The sequence below is a fragment of the Pseudomonas syringae group sp. 26L6 genome (genome assembly GCF_032587815.1).
Classification (GTDB): domain Bacteria; phylum Pseudomonadota; class Gammaproteobacteria; order Pseudomonadales; family Pseudomonadaceae; genus Aquipseudomonas; species Aquipseudomonas amygdali.
On sequence record NZ_JAWHPJ010000011.1, the window covers coordinates 78,549 to 104,440 of the forward strand.

The window sequence follows — 25,892 nt, forward strand, 5'->3', positions numbered from 1 at the left end:
TTTCGCCTTGCGCGCAGCCCTTGTTCTCCCGGAGGACCCATGTTTACCGGCATTATCGAATCCATCGGCAGCATCCGCGCCCTGACTCCCAAGGGCGGCGACGTCCGCGTTCACGTGGAAACCGGCAAGCTCGACCTGAGCGACGTCAAGCTCGGCGACAGCATTGCCGTCAATGGCGTATGCCTGACCGCCGTCGAATTGCCCGGCGACGGCTTCTGGGCTGACGTCAGTCGTGAAACCCTGACCGTAACTGCCTTCGTCGATCTGAAGAGCGGCAGCCGGGTCAACCTGGAAAAGGCCCTGACTCCGACCACGCGTCTGGGCGGTCATCTGGTCAGCGGCCATGTCGACGGCGTGGGCGAAATTGTTTCCCGTGCCGATAACGCCCGCGCCATTCAGTTTACGGTGCGTGCTCCGCGCGAGCTGGCCAAATACATCGCCCATAAAGGCTCGATCACGGTCGACGGCACCAGCCTGACGGTCAACTCGGTCAATGGTGCCGAGTTCGAACTGACCATCGTGCCGCACACCCTCAGCGAAACCATCATGGCCGACTACCAGCCTGGCCGTAAGGTCAACCTGGAAGTAGACCTGCTGGCACGTTACCTGGAGCGCCTGCTGCTGGGCGACAAGGCCGCCGAGCCTGGCCACGGCACGATCACCGAAAGCTTTCTGGCCGAAAACGGCTACCTCAAATCCTGAATTGATTGAAGGGGGTGCCGCGTGGCGCTCAACACTATCGAAGAACTGGTTGAAGACATTCGCCAGGGCAAGATGGTCATCCTCATGGATGACGAAGACCGTGAGAACGAAGGCGACCTGATCATGGCCGCCGAATGCGTGCAGCCCGAGCATATCAACTTCATGGCGCGTTTCGCCCGTGGCCTGATCTGCATGCCGATGACCCGCGAGCGCTGCGAAACCCTCAAACTGCCGCTGATGGCACCGCGTAATGGCTCCGGCTTCGGCACCAAGTTCACCGTTTCCATTGAAGCCGCGGAAGGTGTGACCACTGGTATCTCCGCAGCTGACAGGGCACGTACCGTTCAGGCTGCCGCCGCAAAAGAAGCCAAAGCCGAAGACATCGTCAGCCCGGGGCACATCTTCCCGCTGATGGCTCAGGCCGGTGGCACTCTGGCTCGCGCCGGTCATACCGAAGCGGCCTGCGACCTGGCGCGCATGGCCGGCTTCGAACCGACGGGGCTGATCTGCGAAGTCATGAACGACGACGGCACCATGTCGCGTCGCGCCGAACTTGAAGAATTTGCCCGGCAACACGACATCAAGATCGGCACCATTGCCGACCTGATTCACTACCGGATGATCCATGAACGTACCGTTCAGCGGATTGCCGAGCAGCCGATGGACAGCGAACTGGGCAGTTTCAACCTGGTGACCTACCGCGATTCGGTCGAGGGAGATGTGCATCTGGCGCTGACCCTGGGCAAGATCTGCGCAGAAGAACCAACCCTCGTGCGCGTTCATAACATGGACCCGTTGCGCGACCTGCTGATGGTCAAACAGCCCGGCCGCTGGAGCCTGCGCGCCGCCATGCGAGCGGTTTCCGAGGCTGGCAGTGGCGTTGTGCTGTTGCTCGGTCATCCGCTGGATGGCGATGTGCTGCTGGCTCACATTCGCGAAACGGCAGGGCAGCAACCGATCAAGACGCCGACCACTTACAGCACGGTGGGTGCCGGTTCGCAGATCCTTCGTGACCTCGGCGTGCGCAAAATGCGCCTGATGAGTTCACCGATGAAGTTCAATGCGATATCCGGTTTCGATCTGGAAGTTGTAGAATACGTGCCCTCCGAATAAATACCGGCAGGTCGGGGCGTGCGAAAGACGGTTTTTCGCAGCTTTTGGCCTGACAGTTGCGATTCGTGGCCTAATATCCCTCAAAGTCCGCCCCAAGGCGGGCTTGCTCTTTAATACGAGACTCACCGAATGACCTTGAAGACCATCGAAGGTACCTTCATCGCCCCACAAGGCCGCTACGCCTTGGTAGTGGGCCGTTTCAACAGCTTCGTCGTGGAAAGCCTGGTTAGCGGTGCCGTTGATGCGCTGGTACGCCACGGTGTCAGCGAAAGCGACATCACCATCATCCGTGCGCCGGGTGCGTTCGAAATCCCGCTGGTCGTGCAGAAAGTTGCCCAGCGCAGCGAATTCGCGGCCATCGTCGCGCTGGGTGCGGTGATCCGTGGCGGTACTCCGCACTTCGAATACGTTGCAGGCGAGTGCGTCAAAGGCTTGTCTCAGGTGTCCATGGAGTTCGGCGTTCCGGTCGCTTTCGGCGTACTGACCGTCGACTCCATCGAGCAGGCCATCGAGCGTTCCGGCACCAAGGCCGGTAACAAGGGCGCTGAAGCTGCTCTCTCCGCCATTGAAATGGTAAGCCTGCTGTCGCAGCTGGAGGCCAAGTGATTTCCGACGATACCGACCAGTTCAACCCGCGCGACGCCAAATCGCCGGAAGCTGCCAAGGGCAAAAGTGCCAAACGTCGCGAAGCGCGGCAGATGGCTACTCAGGCCCTTTATCAGTGGCACATGGCTGGCCATGCGTTGAACGAGATCGAAGCACAGTTTCGTGTCGACAACGATTTCAGCAATGTCGACGGCGCCTACTTCCGTGAACTGCTGCACGGTGTGGCCACCAACAAGACCGAGATCGACACCGCGCTCTCGCCTTGCCTTGACCTGACCATCGAAGAACTCGACCCGGTTGAACTGGCCGTCCTGCGCCTGTCCACCTTCGAGCTGCTCAAGCGCATCGACGTGCCTTACCGCGTTGTGATCAACGAAGGCATCGAGCTGGCCAAGGTCTACGGTTCTACTGACGGCCACAAGTTCGTCAATGGCGTGCTGGACAAGCTGGCACCGCGCCTGCGTGAAGTCGAAGTGAAGGCCCACAAGCGCTGATTCGCGCCTGACCTTTATGGGAGAGTTCGAGCTGATCCGCAATTACTTCGCCGCCGCGCCCTGTGCGCAGGTGGGCGAGGAAGTTGCCCTGGGGATCGGCGACGACTGCGCGCTGCTGGCGTTAGCGCCCGGCGAGCAGTTGGCGATCTCGACCGATACCCTGGTTGCCGGGGTGCATTTTCCTGATGTCTGCGACCCCTTTCTGCTTGGCCAGCGCGCGCTGGCGGTATCTGCCAGCGATCTGGCGGCCATGGGCGCTCGTCCTGTCGCGTTTACCCTTGCCTTGACCCTCCCGCAGGTCGATGCCGACTGGCTGCAGGCATTTGCCCGCGGCCTCAATCACATGGCGCTGGGCTGTTCGCTGCGTTTGATCGGCGGCGATACCACACGCGGGTCCTTGAGCCTCACGCTAACGGTGTTCGGCGCTGTTCCAGCCGGCTCGGCCCTGACGCGCAGCGGCGCTTGCGCCGGAGATTTGCTCTGCGTTGGCGGCGCGCTGGGTGATGGCGCAGGTGCGTTGCCGCTGGTATTGAAGCAACGCAGCACCGAGGCTTCGATTGCCGAGGCGTTGCTGGCCCGCTACTGGTCGCCGCAACCTCAGCTAGCGCTGGGGCAGGCATTGCGGGGCAGGGCGACGTCGGCGCTGGACATCTCCGATGGGCTGCTGGCTGATTGCGGACACATTGCCCGTGCATCAGGCGTCCGGCTGGTCGTCGAGCGTGACAGGCTGCCGATGTCTGATCAGTTGCTAACGTTGTTCGATCTGCCGTCTGCCCGGCAGGCTGCGCTTAGCGGTGGCGACGATTACATCCTGGCTTTCACGCTGCCGTCCGGACACCTTGCCAGCTTGCTGGATGAAGGCTGGCCGGTGCATGTGATTGGCCGGGTAGAAAAGGGCCAAGGTGTCGTTGTTGTCGACGGCGCAGGGCTGGATGTCACGCCCGATACGCGTGGCTACCAGCATTTCGACAGCGCGCAGTGAAGCGATGCACTGCGTCTATCTATCGAACTTTATGATCTAAATGCCCGAGAATTCAGCCTGAGCGTCCGCAGGAACCTGCTGTTACAATGCGAATCTTGCGAATTTCCAGTCTTCATACTGATCAGGAGCACACGGTGCCCGTCGTATTTGTCGCCGCTTCCAAACTGCCCACCCCCTTTGCAGAGTTTGCCATGCACGGCTTTATCGAGTCGGCAACCGGCCGTGAACATGTCGTCCTGAGTCTGGGCGATGTGGCGGACGGTGCGCCGGTTCTTGGCCGCGTGCATTCCGAATGCCTGACAGGCGACGCCCTGTTCAGTCAGCGTTGCGATTGCGGTTCACAACTTGAAGCCGCCCTGCGCGCCATTGCCACCGAAGGGCGCGGCGTATTGCTGTATCTGCGTCAGGAAGGGCGCGGTATCGGCCTGATGAACAAGATTCGCGCCTACGAGCTGCAGGATGGCGGCGCTGACACAGTAGAGGCCAATGAGCGTCTGGGCTTTGCTGCCGACCAGCGCGATTACGCGATCTGCCTGCCGATGCTTCAGCACCTGGGCGTTCAATCGTTGCGTCTGATGACCAATAACCCGCGCAAGGTCAAAGCCTTGACCGACATGGGCATCACGGTCGCCGAGCGTGTGCCGTTGCACACCGGACAAAACCCGCACAACCGCCTTTATCTGGCGACCAAGGCGGGCAAGTTGGGACACATGATGGGTAACGAGCATCAAAGCGAGGTCGGCCCCGCGTGACACGCAGCGAGGTGCGCCAAAAGCTGGAAATGGCGTGGTGGCGTCAACTGGGTCTGACCCTGGCGCCATTGCTGGTGGTCTGTGTGTTTTTCGGTGCCAGCGAGCCGCTCATTCCTGTGTTGGCGATACCGCTGTTCATTGCCGGGATAGGCTCGATGTTCGTCAGCCTGAAGCCCTTCGGGGCTTACAAGCGAGCGTTAACGGCTACCCAGGCTGCACTCGACACGCCGGAAGAGCCGGCAGCATGGCTCAAACTCGCTGCTGTCCGCCGTCTGGCCTTTCTCGCTGCCGGGCTGCCCGCCTGGATCGCCGCCATCGCAGTGCTGTTCGGCTTGCACCCTTTGCCGGTCTGCCTGCTGGCGTTTGCCAGCGCAGTGCTGCTCTACCTGTACCGCATTCCTGCGCTTTCCCGCTGATCGACCCTGGCTGATTTTTCCAGACGAAGTGGGTACGACCAGCGGAAATCCGATCAGCCCGCCAGCAACCACACACCCGTTGCCGCAGAAGCTGCACCTGCGATGCGCACCAGCGGTGCTGCCGCCTGAGGCAATACGCGAACCACGGCATAACCTGCCGCATGCAAGGCTGCAGTCGCTGCCACGAAGCCTGCTGCGTAAGCCCATGGGCTGGACATGTCCGGAAGCTCAAGGCCATGCGCCACACCGTGGAACAACGCAAACAGTGCTGTCGCTGCAACGGCCAGTGCCAAGGGCGGACGCACTGCCAGTGCCACAGCCAGACCCAGCGCCAGTACCGACGCGGCAATGCCGCTTTCCAGTGCTGGCAGGTTCAGACCTTCAAAGCCCAGCACGCCGCCGATCAGCATGGTGCCGACGAAAGTGCAGGGCAGCGCCCAGCGTGCGGAACCTTGCTGTTGTGCGGCCCACAAGCCGACGGCAAGCATTGCCAGCAAATGATCCAGACCGCCAATCGGGTGGCTGATACCCGCTATCAGACCGTTATCGCCATGACCGGGGTGGGCCAGCGCCAGGGTCGGGATCAGCAGCAGCGCGAGGGCGCCAAGGGCTTTTTTGTAGTTCATCGACGGGTTCCTTTTGGTTGTGAATTCAGGCGGCTGCAGTGAGCAGACCCTGGCGTTCAATGAAGGCAATGATCTGCTCCAGACCCTGACCGGTTTTCTGGTTGCTGAACACGAACGGCTTTTCGCCACGCATCCTGCGCGTGTCGCTGTCCATCATTTCCAGTGACGCGCCCACCAGCGGTGCGAGGTCTATCTTGTTGATCACCAGCAGATCGGACTTGCAGATACCCGGGCCACCTTTGCGCGGCAGTTTGTCGCCTGCCGATACGTCGATCACATAAATCGTCAGGTCGGAAAGCTCCGGGCTGAACGTTGCGGAAAGGTTATCGCCACCGGATTCGACAATGATCAGGTCCAGGCCCTCAAAGCGGCGATTGAGCTGGTCAACCGCCTCCAGGTTGATCGAAGCGTCTTCACGAATGGCGGTGTGCGGGCAGCCACCGGTTTCAACACCGATGATGCGCTCAGGGGCCAGTGCCTCGTTGCGCACCAGAAAGTCAGCGTCTTCGCGGGTATAGATATCGTTGGTCACGACCGCCAGGTTATAGCGGTCGCGCAATGCCAGGCACAGCGCCAGAGTCAGAGCTGTCTTGCCGGACCCTACCGGGCCACCGATGCCGACGCGCAGAGGTTGGCTGTTCATTGAGTTCTCCATAAAGACTGATCAGGACCGGAATAACCGGCTGTATTGACGTTCATGCGCCATGCTCGCCAGGGACAGGCCGAAGGCCGCGCTGCCAGCATGGTGGGTATCTTGTCGGGTGGCATTGACCTGCGCTTGCTGCAGTAACGGCAACAGCTCGCTGGTCAGGCGTTGCGCAGCTTGCTGGCCGAGTGGCAGGGTTTTCATCAGCACGGCCAACTGGTTTTCCAGCCAGCTCCACAGCCATGCGGCCAGCGCGTCTTGCGGGCTGATCTGCCAGGCACGTGCGGCCAGCGCCCAGCCCAGGGCCAGATGCGGCTCTGCAGTCTGTTCAAGAAAGTGGCGTGCATCGCGATCCAGCTCAGGCAGGCCATTGAGCAATTGTTGCAAGGAATAACCCATCTGCCGGCTTTCCTGATGCAGCTCGCGCGTTTCACGGCTGGCGCGGTGTTGCTCGCTGACTTGCAGCAGTTGGCCCCAGTCACCGGCCGACGCTGCTTCACAGTGGGCCAGCAGCAGGGGGGCCTCAAAGCGAGCGAGATTGAGCAGCAGCTGATCGCTGATCCAGCGCCCTGCAGTCTGCGGGTCTACCACGATGGATTGCTCCACGGCCATTTCCAGCCCTTGTGAATAGCTGTAGCCACCAATCGGCAGCTGCGGGCTGGCCAGACGCAAAAGCGCCCAGGCGCTGTTCACTTGCGCACGCCGAACTGGTGCATGCGCGGCGGATAGTTGAAATCCTCCTCGCCCGCGCGCGAATGATGATGCCCGCCGCCATAGGCACCATGTTCCGGCTGGAACGGTGCTTCGATGGTTTCGACGGTGGCACCGAGCTGATCGAGCATGGCCTTGAGCACGTAGTCATCGAGCAGGCGCAGCCAGCCGTCGCCGACTTGCAGGGCTACGTGACGATTGCCGAGATGATAGGCCGCGCGGGTCAGTTCGAAGGTACTGCTGCAAGTAACGTGCATCAGCTTTTCCGGGCGTGCGCAGACACGCACCACGCGGCCATCTTCGGCCTTTAGAAACTCGCCATCGTGCAGGGGCGATTGACCGCGTTGCAGAAACAGGCCCACGTCTTCGTTTTCCGCACTGAAGCAGCGCAGGCGACTCTTGCTGCGTGCCTCGAAATTCAAATGCAACTCGGCGGCCCATTCGGCCTGAGGTTCGATTCGGTTGTGAATCACCAGCATTAGATAGCTTCCAGCCAATTGCGATGCTTCAAATCAGAGCAAGGGGCTTGCCAACAGGGCAGGCTGTAGGAAATTGCTGGCGGAAGTGGCTGACTTTTAATTGTGCACGGCCTTGTCGCGCTCATTATTGGTGCGCAAAGAAAAAAGCGACCTGTTTTGGTGCTATCGCTGACTTCAACTGACGCTCAATCGTGACTGCCGAGCCCACGCCAGTGCCGTGCGCCGATAAAGATGAAGCGCAATTGCTGGGTAATCTTGGCCTGAGGTGTCAGGTGCGGTGCAAGCGAGGCGGGTGGAGGGTCGATCAGCTCCGGCAGCATGGCGAACACGCTTTTGACCACAAGGTCGGCGATGATCGACAGCGCGTCAGCGTTCAGGTGCTGCCATTTGGGCATTTTTGCCAGGTCGGCCGTCAGATCGGCACTGATGCCCTCGCGCAGAGCCCCCAGAGCCTGACGCACTTTAAGAGAGCCGCCATACTGTTCTCGGGCCAGAAAAAGAAACTGCGAGCGATTGGCTGCTACACGCTCTAGAAATATCTTAACTGACGCGCGAATCAGCCCGCCCATGGCGAATTCGTTGTGGCGTACCAGCCGGATGGTTTCGCGGAAGGTCTGGCCGACCTCACTTACCAGCGCCAGGCCCAGCTGGTCCATGTCTTCGAAGTGACGATAAAACCCGGTCGGCACGATGCCCGCCGTGCGTGCCACTTCCCGCAGGCTAAGGCTGCCGAAGCCGCGCCCGCTTTCCATCAACTGATGGGCAGCGTCAAGCAAGGCTCTTCGGGTCTGTTGTTTCTGTTCGGCGCGGGGCAGCATGGCTCAAACGATTCTTGGATTAGGCTGGACTGCACTTTAGCAAATGCGCTTTACCTGCGTCGAAAGGGTTTTCATTCAGACTCTTTTACGTGCGCTGCAGCGCGGGTGCTGGCCTTTGGTGCGATTTCGTATTCAAATCAAACCCTCGGCGCGTTTGTCAGTCGAACATTCATGTCGTATTCAGCGCGCCAGGGTCGGGGCGCTGTTTTCTGGAGAGTCACGCATGACGCGCAGCCGCAAGATTTTCGCCTGGACAGGTGCCACGTTGTTGGTGGTGCTGGCCATACTGGTCATTGTGCTTGTCACGTTCGACTGGAACCGCATCAAACCTACCCTCAATGAGAAAGTCAGCGAAGCGCTGCATCGCCCGTTCGCCATCAATGGTGACCTGGATGTGCGCTGGACGCGCGAGCCCGAGCTCGGTGGCTGGCGTGCCTGGGTGCCGTCGCCGCACTTCGTGGCCGATGACCTGACACTGGGTAATCCCGAGTGGTCAAAAACTCCGCAGATGGTCACTCTCAAGCACGTTGAGTTTCGTCTTTCGCTGTTGCCGCTGCTGGCTCAGCAAGTGGTCATCCCGCGTATCGATTTGACCGGTCCAGAGGCAAAGCTTGAGCGGCTGGCCGATGGTCGCGCCAACTGGGTGTTCGACCTGCCCAAATCCGACCCGAACGCTGAACCTTCCAAGTGGGTGGTGGATATCGGGGCTATCAAGTTCGACAAGGGGCTGTTGAGTTTCAATGACCAGACACTGAATGCCAATCTGGATGTGGTGATCGACCTGCTCGGCAAACCGATCCCGTTCAGCGAAATCGTTGGCAGCAAGGAAGCGCAAAAGGCCCAGGAAAAGGGCGCAGTACCTCAGGACTATGCGTTTGGTCTGGCTGTAACAGGCCAGTACCACGGTCAGAAGCTGAGCGGCACCGGCAAGGTGGGTGGCCTTCTCGCACTCAAGGATGCCAGTCAGCCTTTCCCGGTGCAGGCCGATGTGAAGGTCGGTGATACCCACGCGGTCATCGCCGGGACCCTGACCGACCCACAGAACCTGGGTGCGCTGGATCTGCGCCTCAAACTTTCCGGCGCGAGCCTGAGCAATCTGTACCCGCTGACCGGCGTGACCCTGCCGGACTCTCCGGCTTACTCCACCGATGGCCGCCTGATCGCCAAACTGCATGACCCGGCAGGAGCCAACTTTCGTTACGAAGGCTTCAACGGCAAGATCGGCAACAGCGATATCCACGGCGATCTGGGTTACGTCGCCAGCCAGCCACGGCCAAAGCTGAGCGGCGTGCTGGTGTCCAATCAGTTGTTGTTCAGCGACCTCGCGCCACTGATCGGTGCGGACTCGAATGCCGCTCAGAAAAAGCGCGGTGGCGAGAGCAAGCAGCCGTCGGGCAAGGTCCTGCCCGTAGAGGAGTTTCAGACCGACCGCTGGCGAGCGATGGATGCCGACGTGGAGTTCACCGGCAAGCGCATTGTGCAAAGCCCGGACTTACCGTTCACCGACCTGTATACCCATCTGATTCTCAACGATGGTCAATTGAGCCTGGAGCCGCTGCGCTTTGGAGTGGCAGGCGGCAAGCTGGATGCGGATATCCGCCTCGACGGCCGCAACAAGCCGTTGCAGGGCAGGGCGAAGCTGTCGGCGCGCAACTTCAAGCTCAAGCAGCTGTTCCCGACCTTTGAACCGATGAAAACCAGCTTCGGTGAGCTGAATGGCGATGCCGACATCAGTGGCCGAGGCAACTCGATTGCCGCTTTGCTCGGCACCGCCAACGGTGAAATGAAAATGCTGGTCAACGACGGCGCGATCAGCCGTGGCCTGATGGAAATTGCCGGGCTCAACGTGGGCAACTACGTGGTGGGCAAGCTGTTTGGCGACAAGGACGTGAAGATCAATTGCGCGGCTTCTGATTTCGGCATCAAGGACGGCTTGGCGACCAGTCGGCTGTTCGTCTTCGATACCGAGAACGCCATCATCTACATCAATGGCACCGCAAACATGAAGACCGAGCAACTGGACCTGCAGATCAACCCGGAATCCAAGGGCTTCCGCGTGTTCTCGTTACGCTCGCCACTGTACGTCAACGGCCCGTTCGCCAAGCCCAATGCAGGCGTGCAGTCCGGCCCGTTACTGCTGCGCGGCGCCGGTATGGTTCTGCTCGGTGCAACCGTAGGCCCGGTGGCCGGTCTGCTGGCGCTGGTCGCGACAGGCGATAGCGCACCGAACCAATGCGGCCCGCTGCTGGAGCAGATGCGCACCGGCAAGGCGCCGAAGACGGTGAAGTGATTGCACACTCAAGGATCAGCGGTGCGATGCAGATCTGCGACGCAGAGCGTCACGCAATGCATTCCGACGCTGGAGCGAGCGGAACGATAATCTCAACTATCGTGCGACGCTCCGCGTCGCATGCCGCTCTGGACGCTCCGCGTCCGGTCTTGATGTACGGTGCGATGCAGGCTTGTGACGCAGAGCGTCACGATCGGCATGCAAAGGGAGCACAGGGAACGATAGTCGTGCGTCGAACACGCATTCCAGTTGTCCACAAAAAAAGCCAGGACACAGGTCCTGGCTTTTCACTTGTCGCCGCTTGTTACAGGCCTTCGAGGATGTCCGACATGTCGTCGGCGTGCTCTTCTTCCTGAGCAAGAATCTCTTCAAAGATGCGGCGGGTGGTCGGATCGCTGTCACCGATGTACTGAATGATCTCGCGATAGCTGTCGACCGCGATGCGCTCGGCAACCAGATCTTCGTAGACCATTTCCTTCAGCGTGTTGCCCGCAACGTATTGTGCGTGGGAGTTCTTCGACAGCAGGTCCGGGTTGAATTCCGGCTCGCCGCCCAGCTGCACGATGCGCTCGGCCAGCTTGTCGGCGTGCTGTGCTTCCTGTTCGGCGTGCTCCAGAAACTCGGCTGCCGCCACGCTCGCCTTGAGGCCGGACGCCATGTAGTAGTGGCGTTTGTAGCGCAGCACACAGACCAGCTCGGTCGCCAGTGACTCATTGAGCAGGCGCAGCACGGTTTCGCGGTCAGCGCTGTAACCTTCAGTCACAGCACCATTCTCAACGTTCTGGCGCGCACGCTGGCGCAGAGTATTTACATCGGAAAGCTGTGATTGCGGTGCAGAAATCATCATTTATCTCCAGGGTTCATCAGGTTTTTCTGTCCCGCTCTGTGTGTTGCCCGGCAGGATCAGCAAAGGTTGTGAGTGCTGGAGGAGGGGAAAAGTTTTATCGGATTTTCGCCGGTGCGGACGGTTGTGACTGAATGTAAAAATATAAGAAACGAGTGCAGAACGCTGCGGTCCCAACCATGAGACCCAAATAAATCGTGGAGATACACAATGCTTAAGTTTCTGGGAAGCACCGTCGGCATCATCTTTCTGATCGGCCTGGTCGTGGTCATCGCCCTGTTCAAGCTGGTTTTCTAAGCGTCAACCTGCTGGTAGGCCTGATACTGCGCTCTGGAGGGTTCTCTGGGGCGTGGTGTACCTTCTAACCTGGGGAATGTGTTGTGATTCGTCGGGTAACTTAGGCAGATCACCACCGTCTATCCTGCGCCCGGACCTGCCTGGGTGCGCGTCATTATCATCTTTCAAGCGCGGGGAATCACAAGCTGCGTGAACCAGATCAATGCCATAAGCACCACGATCTGCGCTGTCCAGGAGATGAACAGCAGGTACTTCATGTTTTTAGGAAAGCTTCTGGATTCCTTTATATCCATAAGGCCTCGTTTCTTACCCAGGTCGGGAAAAATCAAAAACAGATACATCATCCCGCACCGCACCATTTTTCCAGGCATGCCTGCGTCGCCGTACGTGGATTTGTTGTCTGTGATGAGCTTGCAGTTGGGTAAGTGGGATTCGAAAATGTGCGTGTAATTATGTGCTACGTAGGCTGACGCGAGAATAATGATGAACAAGGCAGCGTACAAAAAAATCCCAATCAGGCCCGGCTCGATACTGGTCAAGTTCTGATCTCGCTCATGAATACTGTTCCCTTGTACGCTTTATGAAAGGGGCATGTATGCCTTCTATCCTGTCGTCATCGAGTGCTAATTCTGGCCCGGAAAAATACGAAGTGCCATCATCGCTATAAATAAAGAAAAATTTACGACTGTCGGGATTATCAAAAGTTTTTTATAAAATGCTGGGAGTTTCTCGACCTCTTTGGCATCAATGACGCCTCTCTTGGCGCTTAGCTTTGGCACCATCAGTACTATTGAAATAACGCCGCCGCGCATGACTTTTCCGAGCAGGCCGCCGCCTGACCATGCTTCTCTGATGGTCTGCACGGAGGAGCAGTTTGGTAGCTGCTCCTCTATAATTTCAACGTATTTGTGCGCAATGACGGCGGTGGCGATGAGATTTAGTATCATCGGTACCATTATGAACAGGCCGATCAGGCCTATCGGGATATTCGTCATGACCTGATCGACCTTCAACATGGCGTATGAGCGTTTTATTCAAAGTAATACTTTCTATTCGGGCAGGCTTTTAAAATCCCCAAAAATAAGCTGAAACCCTGAGTGCCATAAGGCAGAAAAACAAAAAGAACGTCACGATTGTCGGGATGAGTAAAGATTTTTTGTAAAACCCTGAAAGGTTTCTGACTTCCTTAATGTCGATAAGTCCCCTTCTGGTGCTCAGGTTGGGGGCCATGAGTATTGTTGCGATAATGCCGCCGCGCATGATTTTTCCAATCAGACCACCTCCCGACCAGGCCTCTCTAATTGTCTGTACAGAAGAGCAGTTGGGTAGTTGTTTCTCTATAGTCTCAACATACTTGTGCGCAATAACTGCCGTGGCAAATAGATTTATTATGATGAGTATCAATAGCGCTCCAAAAATGAGACCTATTAGATCACTTGTCATTCTGTAATTTCCTTGTAGAGCATTTCACCCAAATGCTCGCCGCCCCATTCGCCTGCTTCCCCCCCAGCCCACCCACCAGCAGCACCTCCAACGACGGTACAAGCCAGCGCACCTGGACCTGTTGTAATTCCGAGAGCTAAAACGCATAAGCCTGTAGCAAGGAAGCCGCCGCCCGCCCCGCCCAAGCCTGCCCCAGCTACACTGCCTACCAACGAACTACCCTTGACATATTTTGCCTTTCGACACTGTTCCTCTCGGCCTAGCGTACAGGCATTACGGATCTCAATCGCTTTAGAACCAACTTCAAGCGCGGTTCCGATGTAGGCTCCTCTCTTGATCCATTTAGAGGCTTTGGCCACTCCGGACACCTTGTCAGCGTATCCTGCGATTTCTCCTGTGTGCATGTAGCTGCTGGTTGAAAGCCCGAGCAGTCTCTTGATCGAACCTTCGTGGCGTAGCCCAGATCCATAGGACAGAAAATTACGCAGTTGTTTGTCAAGCTTTATAAAAAGCTCTGTACGTTTGGCATAGAACTCGTCTCGTTGTGTCATGGCGCCGGAGCCCATATGTTGCTGGTATAGCTTTTCGATGTCTTGAAGCGATTCCTGAATAGATTTCAGGTGTTTACTCCAGCCATCACTTGCTGCGCCTATGCCCATGGATGTGTAGGAGATCGCCTGCTTGAGCAGCTCAAAGTTCTCAAGAAAAAAGTCATCCCCACCAGCGCCATTGACCAGCAACGCCGTATGCACCTGCGCAGCCTTGGCCATCAGGAACGCTTCCTGAGCAGTGGACGATGGGGTGGACGCGTCGCCGAGGATGACTATATCGCCGGGCAGGACGACGCCGCCCGAGATGTGTGAATTGAGGGCGACGAACTTGGCCTTGCTGTTTTTTGGCAGCGCAAGGTTCGTTTTCAGAGAGTCAAAAGTCTGTGTTCTGGGGTTTATGAAGGATCGTGCTTCGGCCATGGTCGTGCCTCACGAGTACTTTTTATTATTGATCCGGTCCCAGCCGCCAGCCACGTTACCGCCTGCTGTGCCATCGACACGTTTCTGCAGGGTGTAGGTGGTTTTGATGCGGCCGTAATTGAGCTGTACGATTTCGATGGGGATGCCGGCGCTTGCGCTCTGGGTGTAGTCGGCGATGATGACTTCCTCGAGAACCACTTCGTAGTATTTGAGCTTGTCGGTGCCTGCGCGGCAGAGTACCAGCTTCACTTCCTTGAGGTGCTGGCCTGCGCAGCTGGCTTCCATGAGCTTGCAACTGGCGCTGTCGAGGTATTTGGTAAACGTGAAGTTGGTCATGGTGGTGCGACCGGATGAAGCGCCGCCCGAGGAACTGGCGGTGGCAGAGGTGCTTTGGTTGACGCCAAAGTTATAGCCGGTGATTTCGATCCACTTGCTGTACTTCTCGTCCAGCGCCTCGCCCGGGATGTCTGCGATCTGAATAAAAGCGTCGAAAGCCATATGAACCTTTCCTTGGTCATTAGTGATGCGGTGTAGTGATTTTAAGATGAGTGGCTATGACAGCAAATTTGTACACGTGTTTCAAGGCGCAAGCGGTGGTTTGAAACGCAATGTCTAATGACGGGTTTAATACTTAAACATCAAAATAGAAATGCCCGGCGCATTGCGCGTCGGGCGTCTGTAAGTTATTTCCGTTACATCGCTTTTTCGTTTTTCTCGCGTTGTTCGCAGGTCATGAAACCTTTGTTGGTCACGCGGCCGTCGCTGTTGAAGCTGACGTGGTAAACCTGTTTGTGGCCATCTTTGGCCAGGACGTAATTGTTGCAGGTGCCTGGGTTGACCTTACGCTCGATGGTGCTCGACGGCTCGCCGCCGATGGTCAGGACCTGCTGGCGCGTCATGCCGTTCTCAACCTGCTTGACCAGCGGTTCGTTGCGATAAGTGACGTAATCCACCGGGTTCTGCACGGTTGTGTTACTGCAGCCGGCCATCGTCGCCAATACAAAAGTCGCCGCGAAGATTTTCTTGTACATCGTTATTGCTCCACATGTCAGAGCCGGTCTTGGCCCGGTAGCGCTTTGAGCAGGAAACCGGGCTAAGAGTTCGAAAAAAAGATGGCGATACGGCAGTACCTCTCGCGACAATCCCTGACCGCGAGGTGGCCCTTTGAATATTCGCCAGCACGTTCCCGAAACCGCGAGGTCAATCTGATGGCACGGTCGGACATTAGGGTCCGGCCTTGAGCTCGGTCATCGGTTGTCGGACCGTAGTTCGTTAATCAGCCGCTCCTCAGTGACGGCCAGGAAGATGCGATGAGCGATAAAGAACTGTATGAAATCGAGTACACCTTACTGGGCGAGCACCACGTAGACGTCATCGAGAATCTGGATGTGCCCATCATCGAAGTGGTACACGAGCTGGCGCTCAAGCACCATGTCGAGCTGGACGATCTTGCAGTCGGTGAAGCCGGCATGGCTCACGCCGCCGGAATCACCGATGTGTCAATTCATAGTGTGGAGGGCAGTGAGGGCAGCGCGACTGCCTAACTCGTCTTTGACCGCAGCGGGGTCGTCCAGCGTTCTGCAAGGATGACGCCGCACAGGGTCAGCGCTCCGCCGAACAGGTGATAGAGCGCAAGTTGTTCGCCCAGCGTCGCCGCGGCAATCAATGCCGTGGCGATCGGCATCAGGTTAAAGAACAGCGTCGTGCGGCTGGGCCCCAGACGCATGATCGAGGTCATCCACAACCATGGCGCAAGCATGGAAGTCGGAATGGCTGCATACAGCACCATCGGAATGTTACTGGCATTCAAGCCGGTTTTTGCCGACAGGATAAAAGGCGGCAGCAATACGATAAGCGCCAGCAGAATCTGTACGTAAAGCAATTGCAGGGGCGGCAGGCACAACTGCCACTTCTTGAGCAGCGTGCTGTAGACCGCGTACGACGCTGCGGCCACCAGCACCATCGCATCGCCCCGATTGACGCCATGATCGATCAGCCCAGCGGGATTGCCCGCCGACACCACGACTACCACTCCCACGAATGACAGCACAGCGCCCAGCAGTGCGCCACGGGTCAGGCGATTGCCCAGGCAGGCTATCGACAGCCCCAGCGCCATCATGGGCACCAGCGACTGAATGATCCCCATGTTAGTGGCGGTCGTCAGGCTTGCAGCGAAATACGCCAGGCTTTGATACATCGCAGTGCCGAGCACGGCAAGAATGAAAATTTTACCCAGCACCGGTTTGATCGCGGCACGGTTCGCCCAGACAGGCCTGAGCATGAAGGGTGTGAACAGCAAGCCTGCCAGCGCCCAGCGATAAAAGCCTATTTCAGCCGGAAAGATCACTCCGGCAGACGCCTTGGTGACGGCCGTATTGATCGCCCAGATAAGGACTGTAATCAGTGGAAAAGCGTATTGCATGAGGGAATCATCGTTAAAGCGAGGCGTAATTATCCGCCTGTTGGCCGAGAATGCCAGCGGCGATGCAGTGTGCCCCGTCATGGGTCGCAACATCTGACTACACTGAATCACAGCCTGCGCCGTCCGGTGCGGTGGTTCTGGAGAGTAGATCGATGAAGAAGCTCGGTATTCCTTTATTGCTCGTTGGCTTGATGCTGTCTGCTCAGGGGTTCGCGGCGACTGCGCAGCAGAACAAAATGACCACTTGTAATGCCGACGCCAGCGCCAAATCGCTTAAGGGCGATGAGCGCAAGGCGTTCATGAGCACTTGCCTGAAAGCGGCACCAACGCCGGCAGCTACCCAGCAGGACAAGATGAAGACCTGCAATGCGACCGCCAGTACTCAGGCACTCAAGGGCGACGCTCGCAAGAGTTTCATGAGCGATTGTCTCAAGAAGAAATAATTTTCCAGCCAGAGCCATCGCTACAGACAAGGCGCGCGGGTGCAGTAAACACTGCACTTTGGCGCCGTTATCGAGCCGATCATCGGGCAGATGATTGCGCCGCACTTTTTCCGGCTTTCGGATCACTGGTTCTCGACTGAGAAGGCTGGCAGACTGCCCACCTTCCTTGTGTTGCCCGTTGAGGGTCTATGCCAACGTTTTCTGCGCGTCAGGTGTTAATAGCCAGCTGGATTCTTGTATTTGGCGGTCTGTTATTGGTGTTGCCATTCAAGTTGCTGCCCAGCCTGCTGGCCGGACTGTTGGTGTTCGAACTGGTCAACATGCTGACCCCCAAGTTGCAGCGTCTGATCTCTGGCGAACGCGCCCGCTGGCTGGCGGTAGCGCTGCTGGGTACTGTGGTGGTCAGCCTGCTGACACTGATTTTTGCCGGTGTCATCAGCTTTGTGCTGCACGAAGCCGAAAACCCCGGTGCCTCGCTGGACAAGTTCATGACCCTGGTGGATCGCGCGCGCGGTCAGCTGCCGCCGTTCATTGATGCCTATCTGCCTGCCAGTGCGGCGGAGTTTCAGGTCTCCCTTGGGCAGTGGCTGCAGAAGCACGTCGGCGAGTTGCAGTTGATCGGCAAGGGCGCAGCACACATGTTCGTTACCATGCTGATCGGCATGGTGCTGGGGGCAATCATCGCCTTGCAGCGTATTTCCGATGTCCATGCGCGCAAGCCGCTGGCGGCCGCACTGTTCGATCGTCTGTATCTGGTCAGTCGCGCATTTCGCAACATCGTTTTCGCCCAGATCAAGATTTCCCTGCTCAACACGGCGTTTACTTCGGTATTCCTGGCCATCGTCCTGCCGTTGTGCGGGATTCACCTGCCGCTGACCAAGACCCTGATCATCATGACCTTCCTGCTCGGCCTGTTGCCGGTGGTGGGTAACCTGATGTCGAATACGCTCATTTTCATTGTCGGCATGTCGATCTCGATCTGGGTAGCGCTGGCTGCGCTGGGTTACCTGATCGTGATTCACAAGGTCGAGTATTTCCTCAATGCACGCATCGTCGGCGGACAGATCAATGCCAAGTCGTGGGAGTTGCTGCTGGCGATGCTGCTGTTCGAAGCCGCATTCGGCCTGCCGGGTGTGGTGGCAGGGCCGATTTACTATGCGTATTTGAAGAGCGAACTGCAGAAGGAAGGGTTGGTCTAGGGCGCGTGGATATCTGACTGGCTAGAGTCTGCGTTGCGGCCGGAATCTGTGACGCAGAGCGTCACGAACGGCATTCCCACGCTGGAGCGTGAGGAACGATAGTTCTTTAACTACCGTGCCTGCGCTCCGAGTCATACCACTAGCCGTAACGCTTCTTCGCTTCAATCGCCAGGCCGCTGCCGATGCTGCCGAAGATGTTGCCTTCGACGTGGCGGGCGTTGGGCAGCATGGCCGAGACGCTGTTGCGCAGGGCGGGAATGCCGCTGGAGCCGCCGGTGAAGAACACCGTGTTGACCTGTTCGACACTCACGCCCGCGTCGCTGAGCAAGTTCGTCACGCTGTTGCGCACGCGCTCAAGCTGAGCGTCGATTGCCGCCTCGAACATCACCCGGCTCAGGTCCACACTCAATCCTGCTTCCACCCGGTCCATTGGCAGATGGCGGTTTTCAGCGTGGGTCAGCTGGATTTTGGTTTCTTCCACTTCCATGGCCAGCCAGTGCCCGGCGCGCTGTTCGATCAGCTTGAACAGGCGATCGATGCCACCCGTGTCTTCAATGTCATAACGCATGCTGCCCAGTGCCAGCTGCGACTTTTGCGAGTACACCGCATTGATGGTGTGCCAGGTTGCCAGGTTCATATGGTGGCTGGTCGGCATGTAGGCACCGCTTTTCATACGGCTGCCGTAACCGAACAGCGGCATCACGCCTTGCAGGCTCAGCTGCTTGTCGAAGTCGGTGCCGCCAATGTGCACGCCGCCCGTGGCAAGAATGTCCTGTTGGCGATCATCGTGCTGGCGTCGCTCGGGTGACAGGCGCACCAGCGAGAAGTCCGACGTACCGCCGCCGATGTCGACAATCAGTACCAGCTCTTCGTCTTTGATGGTGGACTCGTAGTCGAATGCCGCAGCAATAGGTTCGAACTGGAACGAAACGTCCTTGAAGCCGATCTTGCGGGCCACTTCGGCCAGTGTGTCTTCGGCTTCCTGATCGGCCTGTGCATCGTCATCGACGAAATGCACCGGGCGGCCCAGTACCACTTGCTCGAACTCGCGTCCGGCCGTGTGCTCGGCGCGTTTTTTCAGCTCGCCGATAAACAGCGCCAGCAAATCCTTGAACGGCATCGCCGTGCCCAGCACGCTGGTGTCATGCTTGATCAGCTTTGAGCCCAGCAGGCTCTTGAGCGAGCGCATCAGGCGGCCTTCATAACCTTCCAGATACTCGTGCAGCGCCAGGCGGCCATACACCGGGCGGCGTTCTTCCATATTGAAGAACACCACCGACGGTAGGGTAATTTTGTCGTCCTCCAGCGCGATCAACGATTCCACGCCGGGTCGTTGCCAGCCGACGGTGGAATTGGACGTGCCGAAATCGATGCCGCAGGCACGGGCCGGGGATTGGTCATTCATGTCTTTTACGTTCCAGTCAAAAAACGGCCGCGCAGTTTATGTCAGCGCGCGCCAATTGCGTAGCGCGACACGTCGCTTATATTTACTTGGCTGTATTTACCGTCAAGGCTTGAACTGAAGCCCATTACCCCCAATCTTGAAGGGATTCTCGGTAGACCTGGCTGTCGAACACGATGTTGTCGAGTGATCGACCCGTCTGCAAAGACGGCCGGCTATCTATAAATTTTCGACGTTAGGTAATCCAGATACCTCGTAAACAGAGGGAGCTGGGCGCGTGACGCCAGCGTATCTGGCTTTGCCGGATAATTCGGATGGGTGATCGTTACATGGATTTCAAAGACTACTACAAGATACTTGACGTTGAGCCGACTGCGGACGACAAGGCGATCAAGACCGCCTATCGCAAACTGGCGCGCAAGTATCACCCTGACGTCAGCAAGGAAGCAGGCGCTGAAGACAAGTTCAAGGAAGCGTCCGAAGCCTATGAAGTGCTCAGCAGCCCTGACAAGCGCGCTGAGTACGATGAGCTGCGCAAGTACGGTCGGCAGGGTCGTCCGTTCCAGACTCCGCCAGGCTGGCAAAGCCGGGCTGGCGCAGGCGCTGGAGGATTCGAGGAAACGGCAGACTTTTCAGAATTTTTCAGCTCCATTTTCGGCGGCCGGCCACAGCAGGGCGGCCGTACCCGCAACCCCGGGCGTACCGGGCAGGACGTTGAGATGGAGCTGGCAGTCTTCCTTGAGGAGACCTTGTCGGGTGAGTCCAAGCAGGTCAGCTTCAAGGTGCCGCAGCACAGCCCCAACGGGCAGCGCATGAGTGATATCACCAAGACCCTGAACGTGAAGATTCCTGCGGGCGTCGTCGACGGCGAGCGCATTCGTCTCAAGGGCCAGGGCGCGCCAGGAGTGGGCGGAGGTGCCAACGGCGATCTGTACCTGATCATTCGCCTGGCACCGCATCCGCTGTTCGAGGTCGAGGGCCATGATCTGGTCATCACCGTTCCACTGGCGCCCTGGGAAGCAGTGCTGGGCACCAAGGTGGCGGTACCGACGCTGAACAGCAGGATCAACCTGACCATCCGCCCGGACAGTCAGAACGGTCAGCGTCTGCGGATCAAGGGTAACGGCTTGATGAACAAGAGCGGCGAGCGGGGCGACCTTTACGCCCAGCTGAAAATCGTCGTGCCAAAGCACACCGACGAAGCAACCCGGGCGCTGTGGCAGAAACTGGCAGACAGTTCCTCGTTTGATCCCCGGGCGCAGTGGAAGGGTTGAGCGTAGCAGTCTTGCGATTCTGTCTTTTCTGAATGAGCTGATGCGCCACCCGCATCAGCACGCAATCAGCCTCGATCAGTTTTTCGGCAGCACCACATTGAAGGTCGTGCCCTCACCAATGGTCGAGGTCACAGTGATGCTGCCACCGTGGGCGTTGACCACTTCCTTGACGATGAACAGGCCAAGACCCAGGCTGGTCGATGTACTGCGTGTTTCGCTGTTTTCCTCGGTGCTGCGCACCAGCGGATCGAAGATCGTCCCGATAGCGTCTTCGGCAATCGGCTTGCCTTCGTTGTGTACCACCAATATCACCGCTTTCTCGGCACCCGTAACACTGACCGTTATCTCGTGACTGGCCGCACCGTGCTGCAGGGCATTGCCGATCAGGTTCTGCAGCATCTGGCTGATCCGCCCGGCGTCCCAGTGCCCTTTGGTGTTGCCTTCGATGTTCAGCACCGGAACAGAGTCCGGTCTCCCGGCGCAGGCTTCCTCGATGGCTTCACGGCAAGCACTGGCCAAATCCATGTATTTGCGTTCAACCGGTAGCCCGGCGCCCAGGCGGCTGCGCACGAATTCCAGCAGATCGCTGACCATCGAGCCCATATGGCGGGTGCTGGTCTGGATACGCGAAACATAGGACTGGGTCTTTTCGTCCAGCGCTATCTTGCGTGCCAGCAATTCCGTCGACATGCTGACGGCCTGCAGCGGCGCGCGCAGATCGTGACCCAGAATGGCAAGAAATATATCCCGTGAACGGCCAACCCGTTCCGCATAGGCAGCGGTGGATTCGGCAAGCGCCTCGTCGATGGCTTCGTTGAAACGAATCACGTCCTGAAAATCGGCCAGTTGCGGCGCTGCCAGGCTTTCTACCCAGAGGCGGATGACGCTGGCGCGCAGATGGCGAAATTCCGACGTCATCTGCACCAGATCAAAGCCGACCTCATGACGCAACTCGCCATGGCTGCTGGCTGCTTCGTCCAGGCTTGGCGTCTTGTTCAGCTCTTCGCCTCTGGCCTTGGCAATCTCCTCGCTTTTGCTCTGCGCGGTATTCATGTCCCGCGCAGCGGCGAGCAGGATCGACCTGGCATGATCCCGCAGCTCGGCTTTGCTCATCGTTTCTGCCGCCGGTTTCAGGGTCCTGGCGAAGTCTTCCCATTCATCGACAATGCGATCCACATGAACAACGATAAACTCGGAAAGGCGCATGGCCGACTACCTTGTTGGAGGAGCGTGACGGAAGATGGCGCATATTATCGCTTTTACATGACACGACAAACAGGGCGTTTACTGTCATTTCTGTCAGTAGACGCCCTTTTTTTGCAGGCCTATGTTCAATCAGCGATTAATTGAGTGGAGGGCTTGAGCATGAGTGTCATTACGGTTACGGACGCAACCTTTCAAAAGGAAGTTCTTGAAGCCAGCAAGATAAAGCCGGTTCTGGTCGAGTTTTCTACCAGGGCTAAAGAAAACAAACAAAAACTGCCTAATGCCAGCGCAAAAATGGACGCCGTTATAGACGAGTTGGACGCAGTTTACGCGGAGCAAGTCAAATTCGTCAGGGTCGAGATCGAGTTGGATCCGGATTTTAAGGACACTCTGAATCCGGTGACTTCGAATATGTATGCCATCAACCATGGCCCGACGACCGTGTTGATCAAAACGGTCGAAGAAATAGCCGAAATAGTCGGTGGCTATGACAGGAAGTACGTAGAGGACAAGTTGAAAGCGTTCGCGGGGATTGATAACGGGGGTGCCAGATGATCAAGGCAGAATTCGAGGTGTTTATTGAAGAGCGCATCAAGCTGGCGGCGTTGCTCCTGGCCGACGGAAAAATCAGCGCTCGGGACGATATGGCAGAAGGGAAACTGAGCGTTTTACTCACATTGCGTCGAGCATTGTCTGGCAAGGGGACTGCGAAGGATCTGGGCATGCTCGACGCCATCAACGACTCGCTTCAGTTGTTACAGATACTTAACTCAAAAGAGACATTCCTGGGGCGTCTTGAGCCTTAGGACTTTAATCCAGGTAGTACGTCGAGAAACAGGGGCTCAACAAGAGCCCCCCTACTTTCGAGCGCTTTGCTAGAACAGAAAATACCGTTGTGCCATCGGCAGCACATCGGCCGGTTCGCACCATAGCAACACGCCGTCGGCCTTGACCTGATAGGTCTGTGGGTCAACTTCGATGTCCGGCAGGTAGTCGTTGTGGATCAGGTCTTTCTTCTGCACGGTGCGACAGCCTTTGACTACGCCGATCTGCTTCTTCAGGCCCAGTGACTCCGGTACGCCTGCGTCGAATGCCGCCTGGCTGATAAAGGTCAGGCTGGTGGCATGCAGCGAGCTGCCGTAGCTGGCGAACATGGGGCGGTAGTGAACCGGTTGCGGTGTAGGGATCGAAGCGTTGGCGTCGCCCATCAGGCTGGCGGCAATGGCGCCGCCCTTGAGGATCAGGGTCGGTTTGACGCCGAAGAATGCCGCACGCCACAGCACCAGGTCCGCCCACTTGCCGACTTCGATGGAGCCCACTTCATGGCTGATGCCGTGGGTGATCGCCGGGTTGATGGTGTATTTGGCGATGTAGCGCTTGGCGCGGAAGTTGTCGTTGCCGGGACCGTCCTGCGGCAGGGGGCCGCGCTGCTTCTTCATCTTGTCGGCGGTTTGCCAGGTGCGCATGATCACCTCACCAACCCGGCCCATGGCCTGGCTGTCGGAACTGAGCATCGAAAAGGCACCCAGGTCGTGAAGAATGTCCTCGGCGGCGATGGTTTCCCGGCGTATACGGCTTTCCGCGAATGCCACGTCTTCGGCGATGCTCGGGTCCAGGTGGTGGCAGACCATGAGCATGTCCAGGTGTTCGTCGATGGTGTTACGGGTAAAAGGCCGGGTCGGGTTGGTCGAGCTGGGCAGCACGTTCGGCGAACCACAGGCCTTGATGATATCCGGCGCGTGGCCGCCACCTGCACCTTCAGTGTGGTAGGTGTGGATGGTGCGGTTCTTGAACGCGGCGAGGGTGGTTTCGACGAAACCCGACTCATTCAGCGTGTCGCTGTGGATCGCGACCTGCACGTCGTATTCATCGGCAACGCTCAGGCAGTTGTCGATGGCTGCGGGTGTGGTGCCCCAGTCCTCGTGCAGCTTCAGACCGATAGCGCCCGCCTTGACCTGCTCGATCAGCGGGCCGGGCAGGCTGACGTTGCCCTTGCCGGTGAAGCCAATGTTCATCGGAAACGAATCCGAAGCCTGGAGCATGCGCGCCATGTGCCACGGACCGGGTGTGACCGTGGTGGCGTTAGTGCCAGTGGCAGGGCCGGTGCCGCCGCCGATCATGGTCGTCACGCCGCTCATCAGCGCTTCTTCGATCTGTTGTGGGCAGATGAAGTGGATGTGCGTGTCGACGCCGCCAGCGGTGAGGATCATGCCTTCACCGGCAATGACTTCGGTGGCCGCGCCGACCGCAATGGTCACGTCTGGCTGGATGTCCGGGTTACCGGCCTTGCCGATAGCTGCGATGCGTCCATTCTTGATGCCGACGTCAGCCTTGACGATGCCCCAATGGTCGATGATCAGGGCGTTGGTGATCAGCGTGTCGACCACGTCGGCGGCCATCAATTGGCCCTGGCCCATGCCGTCACGGATGACCTTGCCACCGCCGAATTTCACTTCTTCGCCATAGGTGGTGAAGTCCTTTTCGACCTCGATCCACAGCTCGGTGTCGGCCAGGCGAACCTTGTCGCCGACGGTGGGGCCGAACATGTCTGCGTAGGCTTGTCGGCTTATCTTCATCTTTCGTACCTCGGATTCAGAGCGGCAAGCTGCAGGCCGCAAACTGTAAGTTTTTCAAAGCGACCAGCGGCGAGCTGCAAGTCGTTAGTCGTCAAAGCTTTTGATCCTCGTGCCGAGTGCCCATCGTCATACACACGTCCCGATTGGATGCCTGCATGACCGTTGCGGCGATCCGCATTGCTCACGAAGACGTTAGTCCGAACGCCCTGTTTCTGGAGGCTGTACCGGCCTCTTCGCGAACAAGTTCGCTCCTACGGCCTTCGGCCAGAATCAAAAGCAGACTTGTATGTAACGATGAACGCGGAGCGTAGGAACGGTATTCAAAAAGGCTTCAATCCAGATCGCCCATTACCCGTCCGGCAAAGCCGTAGACCTTGCGCAATCCGGCCAGGTCCACCAGCTCGACTTCACGGGACTGGCCCGGCTCGAAGCGCACGGCGGTGCCGGCCGGGATATTCAGGCGCATGCCGCGGCTGGCGGCGCGATCAAAGGTCAGTGCGTCATTGGTTTCGAAAAAGTGGAAATGCGAGCCCACCTGAATCGGCCGGTCGCCGCTGTTGGCAACCGTCAGGCTGAGGGTACGGCGTCCGGCGTTGAGTTCGATATCGCCGGGCTGGATCTGGTATTGACCAGGGATCATGTCGGTTGCCCCAAGGTTTTGAAATAAATGGCGGTCGGATGAAGGCGACCGTCCGGTGTGGCGCAGTAGCCTGGCAGTTCGCCGACGCGGGTGTAGGCCAGCGCGCTATAGAACGCTTCAGCCGCCGAGCCTGCTTCGGTGTCCAGGTGCAACAGCCCACGTTTGTGTTTCACGGCCGCCTGTTCAACGGCCTCCATCAATTGCCTGCCCAGGCCACGCCCGCGCGCCGCAGGCAGCACCATCAGTTTCTGTACTTCGGCGCGGTTCAGGCCGTTGGGCTTCTGGCACAGCGACAGTTGTGCACTGGCCAGGACGTTCTCGTTCTCGACCACCACCCACAGCAGCAGAGAGCCAGCGGCGACATCGGCTCTGAGCCCGTCGCACCAGCCGTAGGCCTGCGCCATGTCGAGGTCGGCCATGAAACCGACCGACGCGCCATCATGAACCGTATCGAACAACAATTGCGCCAGACCCTGGCGGTAATGCGCGAAGCTTTCGGCGGTGACGTGGCGCAGCTGTGCTGGATTCATGGCGTGCTCT

At 58.2% G+C, this 25,892-nt stretch carries 32 protein-coding genes; 14 read left to right on the forward strand and 18 right to left on the reverse strand.

The genetic code is table 11. The annotated features are described in order from the left end of the window. Positions 1-39 precede the first annotated feature (39 nt). The 7 genes from RYA97_RS05255 to RYA97_RS05285 all read left to right on the forward strand — a co-directional run bounded on the left by RYA97_RS05255 (position 40) and on the right by RYA97_RS05285 (position 5,065). Positions 40-702 carry a riboflavin synthase gene (locus RYA97_RS05255; RefSeq protein WP_002555429.1) on the forward strand — a complete coding sequence of 221 codons (663 nt, stop codon included), beginning with the start codon at positions 40-42 and terminating at the stop codon, positions 700-702. A gap of 21 nt (positions 703-723) precedes the next feature. Beyond that, the gene (gene ribBA, locus RYA97_RS05260) at positions 724-1,815 is read left to right on the forward strand and encodes a bifunctional 3,4-dihydroxy-2-butanone-4-phosphate synthase/GTP cyclohydrolase II (protein WP_005745957.1); all 1,092 of its coding nucleotides are present in this window, start codon (positions 724-726) and stop codon (positions 1,813-1,815) included. A 129-nt stretch (positions 1,816-1,944) separates the two neighbouring features. Further along, positions 1,945-2,421: a 6,7-dimethyl-8-ribityllumazine synthase gene (ribE, locus tag RYA97_RS05265; protein WP_002555427.1), complete on the forward strand. Its 477-nt coding sequence runs from the start codon at positions 1,945-1,947 to the stop codon at positions 2,419-2,421. Beyond that, complete coding sequence (gene nusB / locus RYA97_RS05270) at positions 2,418-2,915, forward strand: transcription antitermination factor NusB (protein ID WP_002555426.1); 498 nt, start codon at positions 2,418-2,420, stop codon at positions 2,913-2,915. Before ribE ends, nusB begins: the two co-directional genes overlap by 4 nt. A 16-nt stretch (positions 2,916-2,931) precedes the next feature. Further along, positions 2,932-3,897 (forward strand): thiamine-phosphate kinase, encoded by a 966-nt coding sequence (thiL, locus tag RYA97_RS05275; protein ID WP_316891985.1) that lies wholly within the window; start codon positions 2,932-2,934, stop codon positions 3,895-3,897. A gap of 134 nt (positions 3,898-4,031) precedes the next feature. Beyond that, positions 4,032-4,649, forward strand: coding sequence for a GTP cyclohydrolase II (gene ribA, locus RYA97_RS05280; protein ID WP_004655834.1), 618 nt, complete (start codon positions 4,032-4,034; stop codon positions 4,647-4,649). Further along, positions 4,646-5,065 (forward strand): hypothetical protein, encoded by a 420-nt coding sequence (locus RYA97_RS05285; RefSeq protein WP_004666326.1) that lies wholly within the window; start codon positions 4,646-4,648, stop codon positions 5,063-5,065. Before ribA ends, RYA97_RS05285 begins: the two co-directional genes overlap by 4 nt. Before the next feature lie 53 nt (positions 5,066-5,118). Here RYA97_RS05285 and RYA97_RS05290 read toward each other — a convergent pair whose 3' ends face one another. The 5 genes from RYA97_RS05290 to RYA97_RS05310 all read right to left on the reverse strand — a co-directional run bounded on the left by RYA97_RS05290 (position 5,119) and on the right by RYA97_RS05310 (position 8,345). Continuing rightward, entirely contained in the window at positions 5,119-5,691 is a 573-nt protein-coding gene (locus tag RYA97_RS05290) for a HupE/UreJ family protein (RefSeq protein WP_002555422.1), read from the reverse strand. Between the two features lie 25 nt (positions 5,692-5,716). Then, complete coding sequence (ureG, locus tag RYA97_RS05295; RefSeq protein ID WP_003368915.1) at positions 5,717-6,334, reverse strand: urease accessory protein UreG; 618 nt, start codon at positions 6,332-6,334, stop codon at positions 5,717-5,719. 21 nt (positions 6,335-6,355) lie between these two features. After that, positions 6,356-7,030: an urease accessory protein UreF gene (locus RYA97_RS05300; protein ID WP_002555420.1), complete on the reverse strand. Its 675-nt coding sequence runs from the start codon at positions 7,028-7,030 to the stop codon at positions 6,356-6,358. Beyond that, positions 7,027-7,527 (reverse strand): urease accessory protein UreE, encoded by a 501-nt coding sequence (gene ureE, locus RYA97_RS05305; protein WP_316891986.1) that lies wholly within the window; start codon positions 7,525-7,527, stop codon positions 7,027-7,029. Before ureE ends, RYA97_RS05300 begins: the two co-directional genes overlap by 4 nt. Positions 7,528-7,712: 185 nt before the next feature. Then, positions 7,713-8,345 carry a TetR family transcriptional regulator gene (locus tag RYA97_RS05310; protein WP_002555418.1) on the reverse strand — a complete coding sequence of 211 codons (633 nt, stop codon included), beginning with the start codon at positions 8,343-8,345 and terminating at the stop codon, positions 7,713-7,715. A gap of 223 nt (positions 8,346-8,568) precedes the next feature. Here RYA97_RS05310 and RYA97_RS05315 point away from each other — a divergent pair, with 223 nt between their 5' ends. Next, the gene (locus RYA97_RS05315; protein WP_316891987.1) at positions 8,569-10,635 is read left to right on the forward strand and encodes an AsmA family protein; all 2,067 of its coding nucleotides are present in this window, start codon (positions 8,569-8,571) and stop codon (positions 10,633-10,635) included. A 304-nt stretch (positions 10,636-10,939) separates the two neighbouring features. On the opposite strand, the gene RYA97_RS05320 is transcribed toward RYA97_RS05315, so the two are convergent. The 7 genes from RYA97_RS05320 to osmE form a co-directional block, all read right to left on the reverse strand. Beyond that, positions 10,940-11,479 (reverse strand): bacterioferritin, encoded by a 540-nt coding sequence (locus RYA97_RS05320; protein WP_004655820.1) that lies wholly within the window; start codon positions 11,477-11,479, stop codon positions 10,940-10,942. Between the two features lie 461 nt (positions 11,480-11,940). Beyond that, entirely contained in the window at positions 11,941-12,315 is a 375-nt protein-coding gene (locus RYA97_RS05325; protein WP_316891988.1) for a hypothetical protein, read from the reverse strand. A gap of 84 nt (positions 12,316-12,399) precedes the next feature. After that, the gene (locus tag RYA97_RS05330) at positions 12,400-12,771 is read right to left on the reverse strand and encodes a hypothetical protein (protein WP_029241045.1); all 372 of its coding nucleotides are present in this window, start codon (positions 12,769-12,771) and stop codon (positions 12,400-12,402) included. A 70-nt stretch (positions 12,772-12,841) separates the two neighbouring features. Next, positions 12,842-13,219, reverse strand: coding sequence for a hypothetical protein (locus tag RYA97_RS05335; RefSeq protein WP_016982348.1), 378 nt, complete (start codon positions 13,217-13,219; stop codon positions 12,842-12,844). Further along, positions 13,216-14,190: a hypothetical protein gene (locus RYA97_RS05340; RefSeq protein ID WP_316891989.1), complete on the reverse strand. Its 975-nt coding sequence runs from the start codon at positions 14,188-14,190 to the stop codon at positions 13,216-13,218. Before RYA97_RS05340 ends, RYA97_RS05335 begins: the two co-directional genes overlap by 4 nt. Positions 14,191-14,199: 9 nt before the next feature. Beyond that, on the reverse strand, positions 14,200-14,688 hold the full coding sequence (locus tag RYA97_RS05345) for an Hcp family type VI secretion system effector (RefSeq protein ID WP_004655811.1): 489 nt from the start codon (positions 14,686-14,688) through the stop codon (positions 14,200-14,202). Positions 14,689-14,882: 194 nt separating this feature from the next. After that, positions 14,883-15,221 carry an osmotically-inducible lipoprotein OsmE gene (gene osmE, locus RYA97_RS05350; protein WP_002555413.1) on the reverse strand — a complete coding sequence of 113 codons (339 nt, stop codon included), beginning with the start codon at positions 15,219-15,221 and terminating at the stop codon, positions 14,883-14,885. A 279-nt stretch (positions 15,222-15,500) separates the two neighbouring features. Between osmE and RYA97_RS05355 the strand changes: the two genes are divergently transcribed. Then, the gene (locus RYA97_RS05355; RefSeq protein WP_005732119.1) at positions 15,501-15,734 is read left to right on the forward strand and encodes a hypothetical protein; all 234 of its coding nucleotides are present in this window, start codon (positions 15,501-15,503) and stop codon (positions 15,732-15,734) included. Here the strand turns inward: RYA97_RS05355 and RYA97_RS05360 are convergent. Further along, complete coding sequence (locus tag RYA97_RS05360) at positions 15,731-16,612, reverse strand: DMT family transporter (protein ID WP_002555411.1); 882 nt, start codon at positions 16,610-16,612, stop codon at positions 15,731-15,733. The two genes, RYA97_RS05355 and RYA97_RS05360, sit on opposite strands and share 4 nt — an antisense overlap. A gap of 152 nt (positions 16,613-16,764) precedes the next feature. Between RYA97_RS05360 and RYA97_RS05365 the strand changes: the two genes are divergently transcribed. Continuing rightward, on the forward strand, positions 16,765-17,055 hold the full coding sequence (locus tag RYA97_RS05365) for a PsiF family protein (RefSeq protein ID WP_005732120.1): 291 nt from the start codon (positions 16,765-16,767) through the stop codon (positions 17,053-17,055). A gap of 188 nt (positions 17,056-17,243) precedes the next feature. Beyond that, entirely contained in the window at positions 17,244-18,254 is a 1,011-nt protein-coding gene (locus tag RYA97_RS05370; protein WP_002555409.1) for an AI-2E family transporter, read from the forward strand. A gap of 139 nt (positions 18,255-18,393) precedes the next feature. Here the strand turns inward: RYA97_RS05370 and RYA97_RS05375 are convergent, their stop codons facing one another. Continuing rightward, the gene (locus tag RYA97_RS05375; RefSeq protein ID WP_002555408.1) at positions 18,394-19,659 is read right to left on the reverse strand and encodes an Hsp70 family protein; all 1,266 of its coding nucleotides are present in this window, start codon (positions 19,657-19,659) and stop codon (positions 18,394-18,396) included. Positions 19,660-19,985: 326 nt separating this feature from the next. On the opposite strand from RYA97_RS05375, the gene cbpA reads away from it, so the two are divergent. Further along, entirely contained in the window at positions 19,986-20,930 is a 945-nt protein-coding gene (gene cbpA, locus RYA97_RS05380; RefSeq protein WP_002555407.1) for a curved DNA-binding protein, read from the forward strand. A gap of 75 nt (positions 20,931-21,005) precedes the next feature. On the opposite strand, the gene RYA97_RS05385 is transcribed toward cbpA, so the two are convergent. Then, on the reverse strand, positions 21,006-22,136 hold the full coding sequence (locus RYA97_RS05385) for a sensor histidine kinase (RefSeq protein WP_005753184.1): 1,131 nt from the start codon (positions 22,134-22,136) through the stop codon (positions 21,006-21,008). 159 nt (positions 22,137-22,295) lie between these two features. Between RYA97_RS05385 and RYA97_RS05390 the strand changes: the two genes are divergently transcribed. Both RYA97_RS05390 and RYA97_RS05395 read left to right on the forward strand, forming a co-directional pair. After that, positions 22,296-22,691: a thioredoxin gene (locus tag RYA97_RS05390; protein WP_316891990.1), complete on the forward strand. Its 396-nt coding sequence runs from the start codon at positions 22,296-22,298 to the stop codon at positions 22,689-22,691. Then, the gene (locus RYA97_RS05395; RefSeq protein ID WP_316891991.1) at positions 22,688-22,942 is read left to right on the forward strand and encodes a hypothetical protein; all 255 of its coding nucleotides are present in this window, start codon (positions 22,688-22,690) and stop codon (positions 22,940-22,942) included. The genes RYA97_RS05390 and RYA97_RS05395 overlap by 4 nt, the downstream gene beginning before the upstream one ends. A gap of 69 nt (positions 22,943-23,011) precedes the next feature. On the opposite strand, the gene ureC is transcribed toward RYA97_RS05395, so the two are convergent. The 3 genes from ureC to RYA97_RS05410 form a co-directional block, all read right to left on the reverse strand. Continuing rightward, the gene (ureC, locus tag RYA97_RS05400) at positions 23,012-24,712 is read right to left on the reverse strand and encodes an urease subunit alpha (RefSeq protein ID WP_316891992.1); all 1,701 of its coding nucleotides are present in this window, start codon (positions 24,710-24,712) and stop codon (positions 23,012-23,014) included. A 331-nt stretch (positions 24,713-25,043) separates the two neighbouring features. Continuing rightward, complete coding sequence (locus RYA97_RS05405; protein ID WP_002555403.1) at positions 25,044-25,352, reverse strand: urease subunit beta; 309 nt, start codon at positions 25,350-25,352, stop codon at positions 25,044-25,046. Continuing rightward, positions 25,349-25,882, reverse strand: a complete 534-nt coding sequence (locus RYA97_RS05410; RefSeq protein WP_054076839.1) for a GNAT family N-acetyltransferase — start codon at positions 25,880-25,882, stop codon at positions 25,349-25,351. The genes RYA97_RS05405 and RYA97_RS05410 overlap by 4 nt, the downstream gene beginning before the upstream one ends. Between the last annotated feature and the right edge of the window lie 10 nt (positions 25,883-25,892).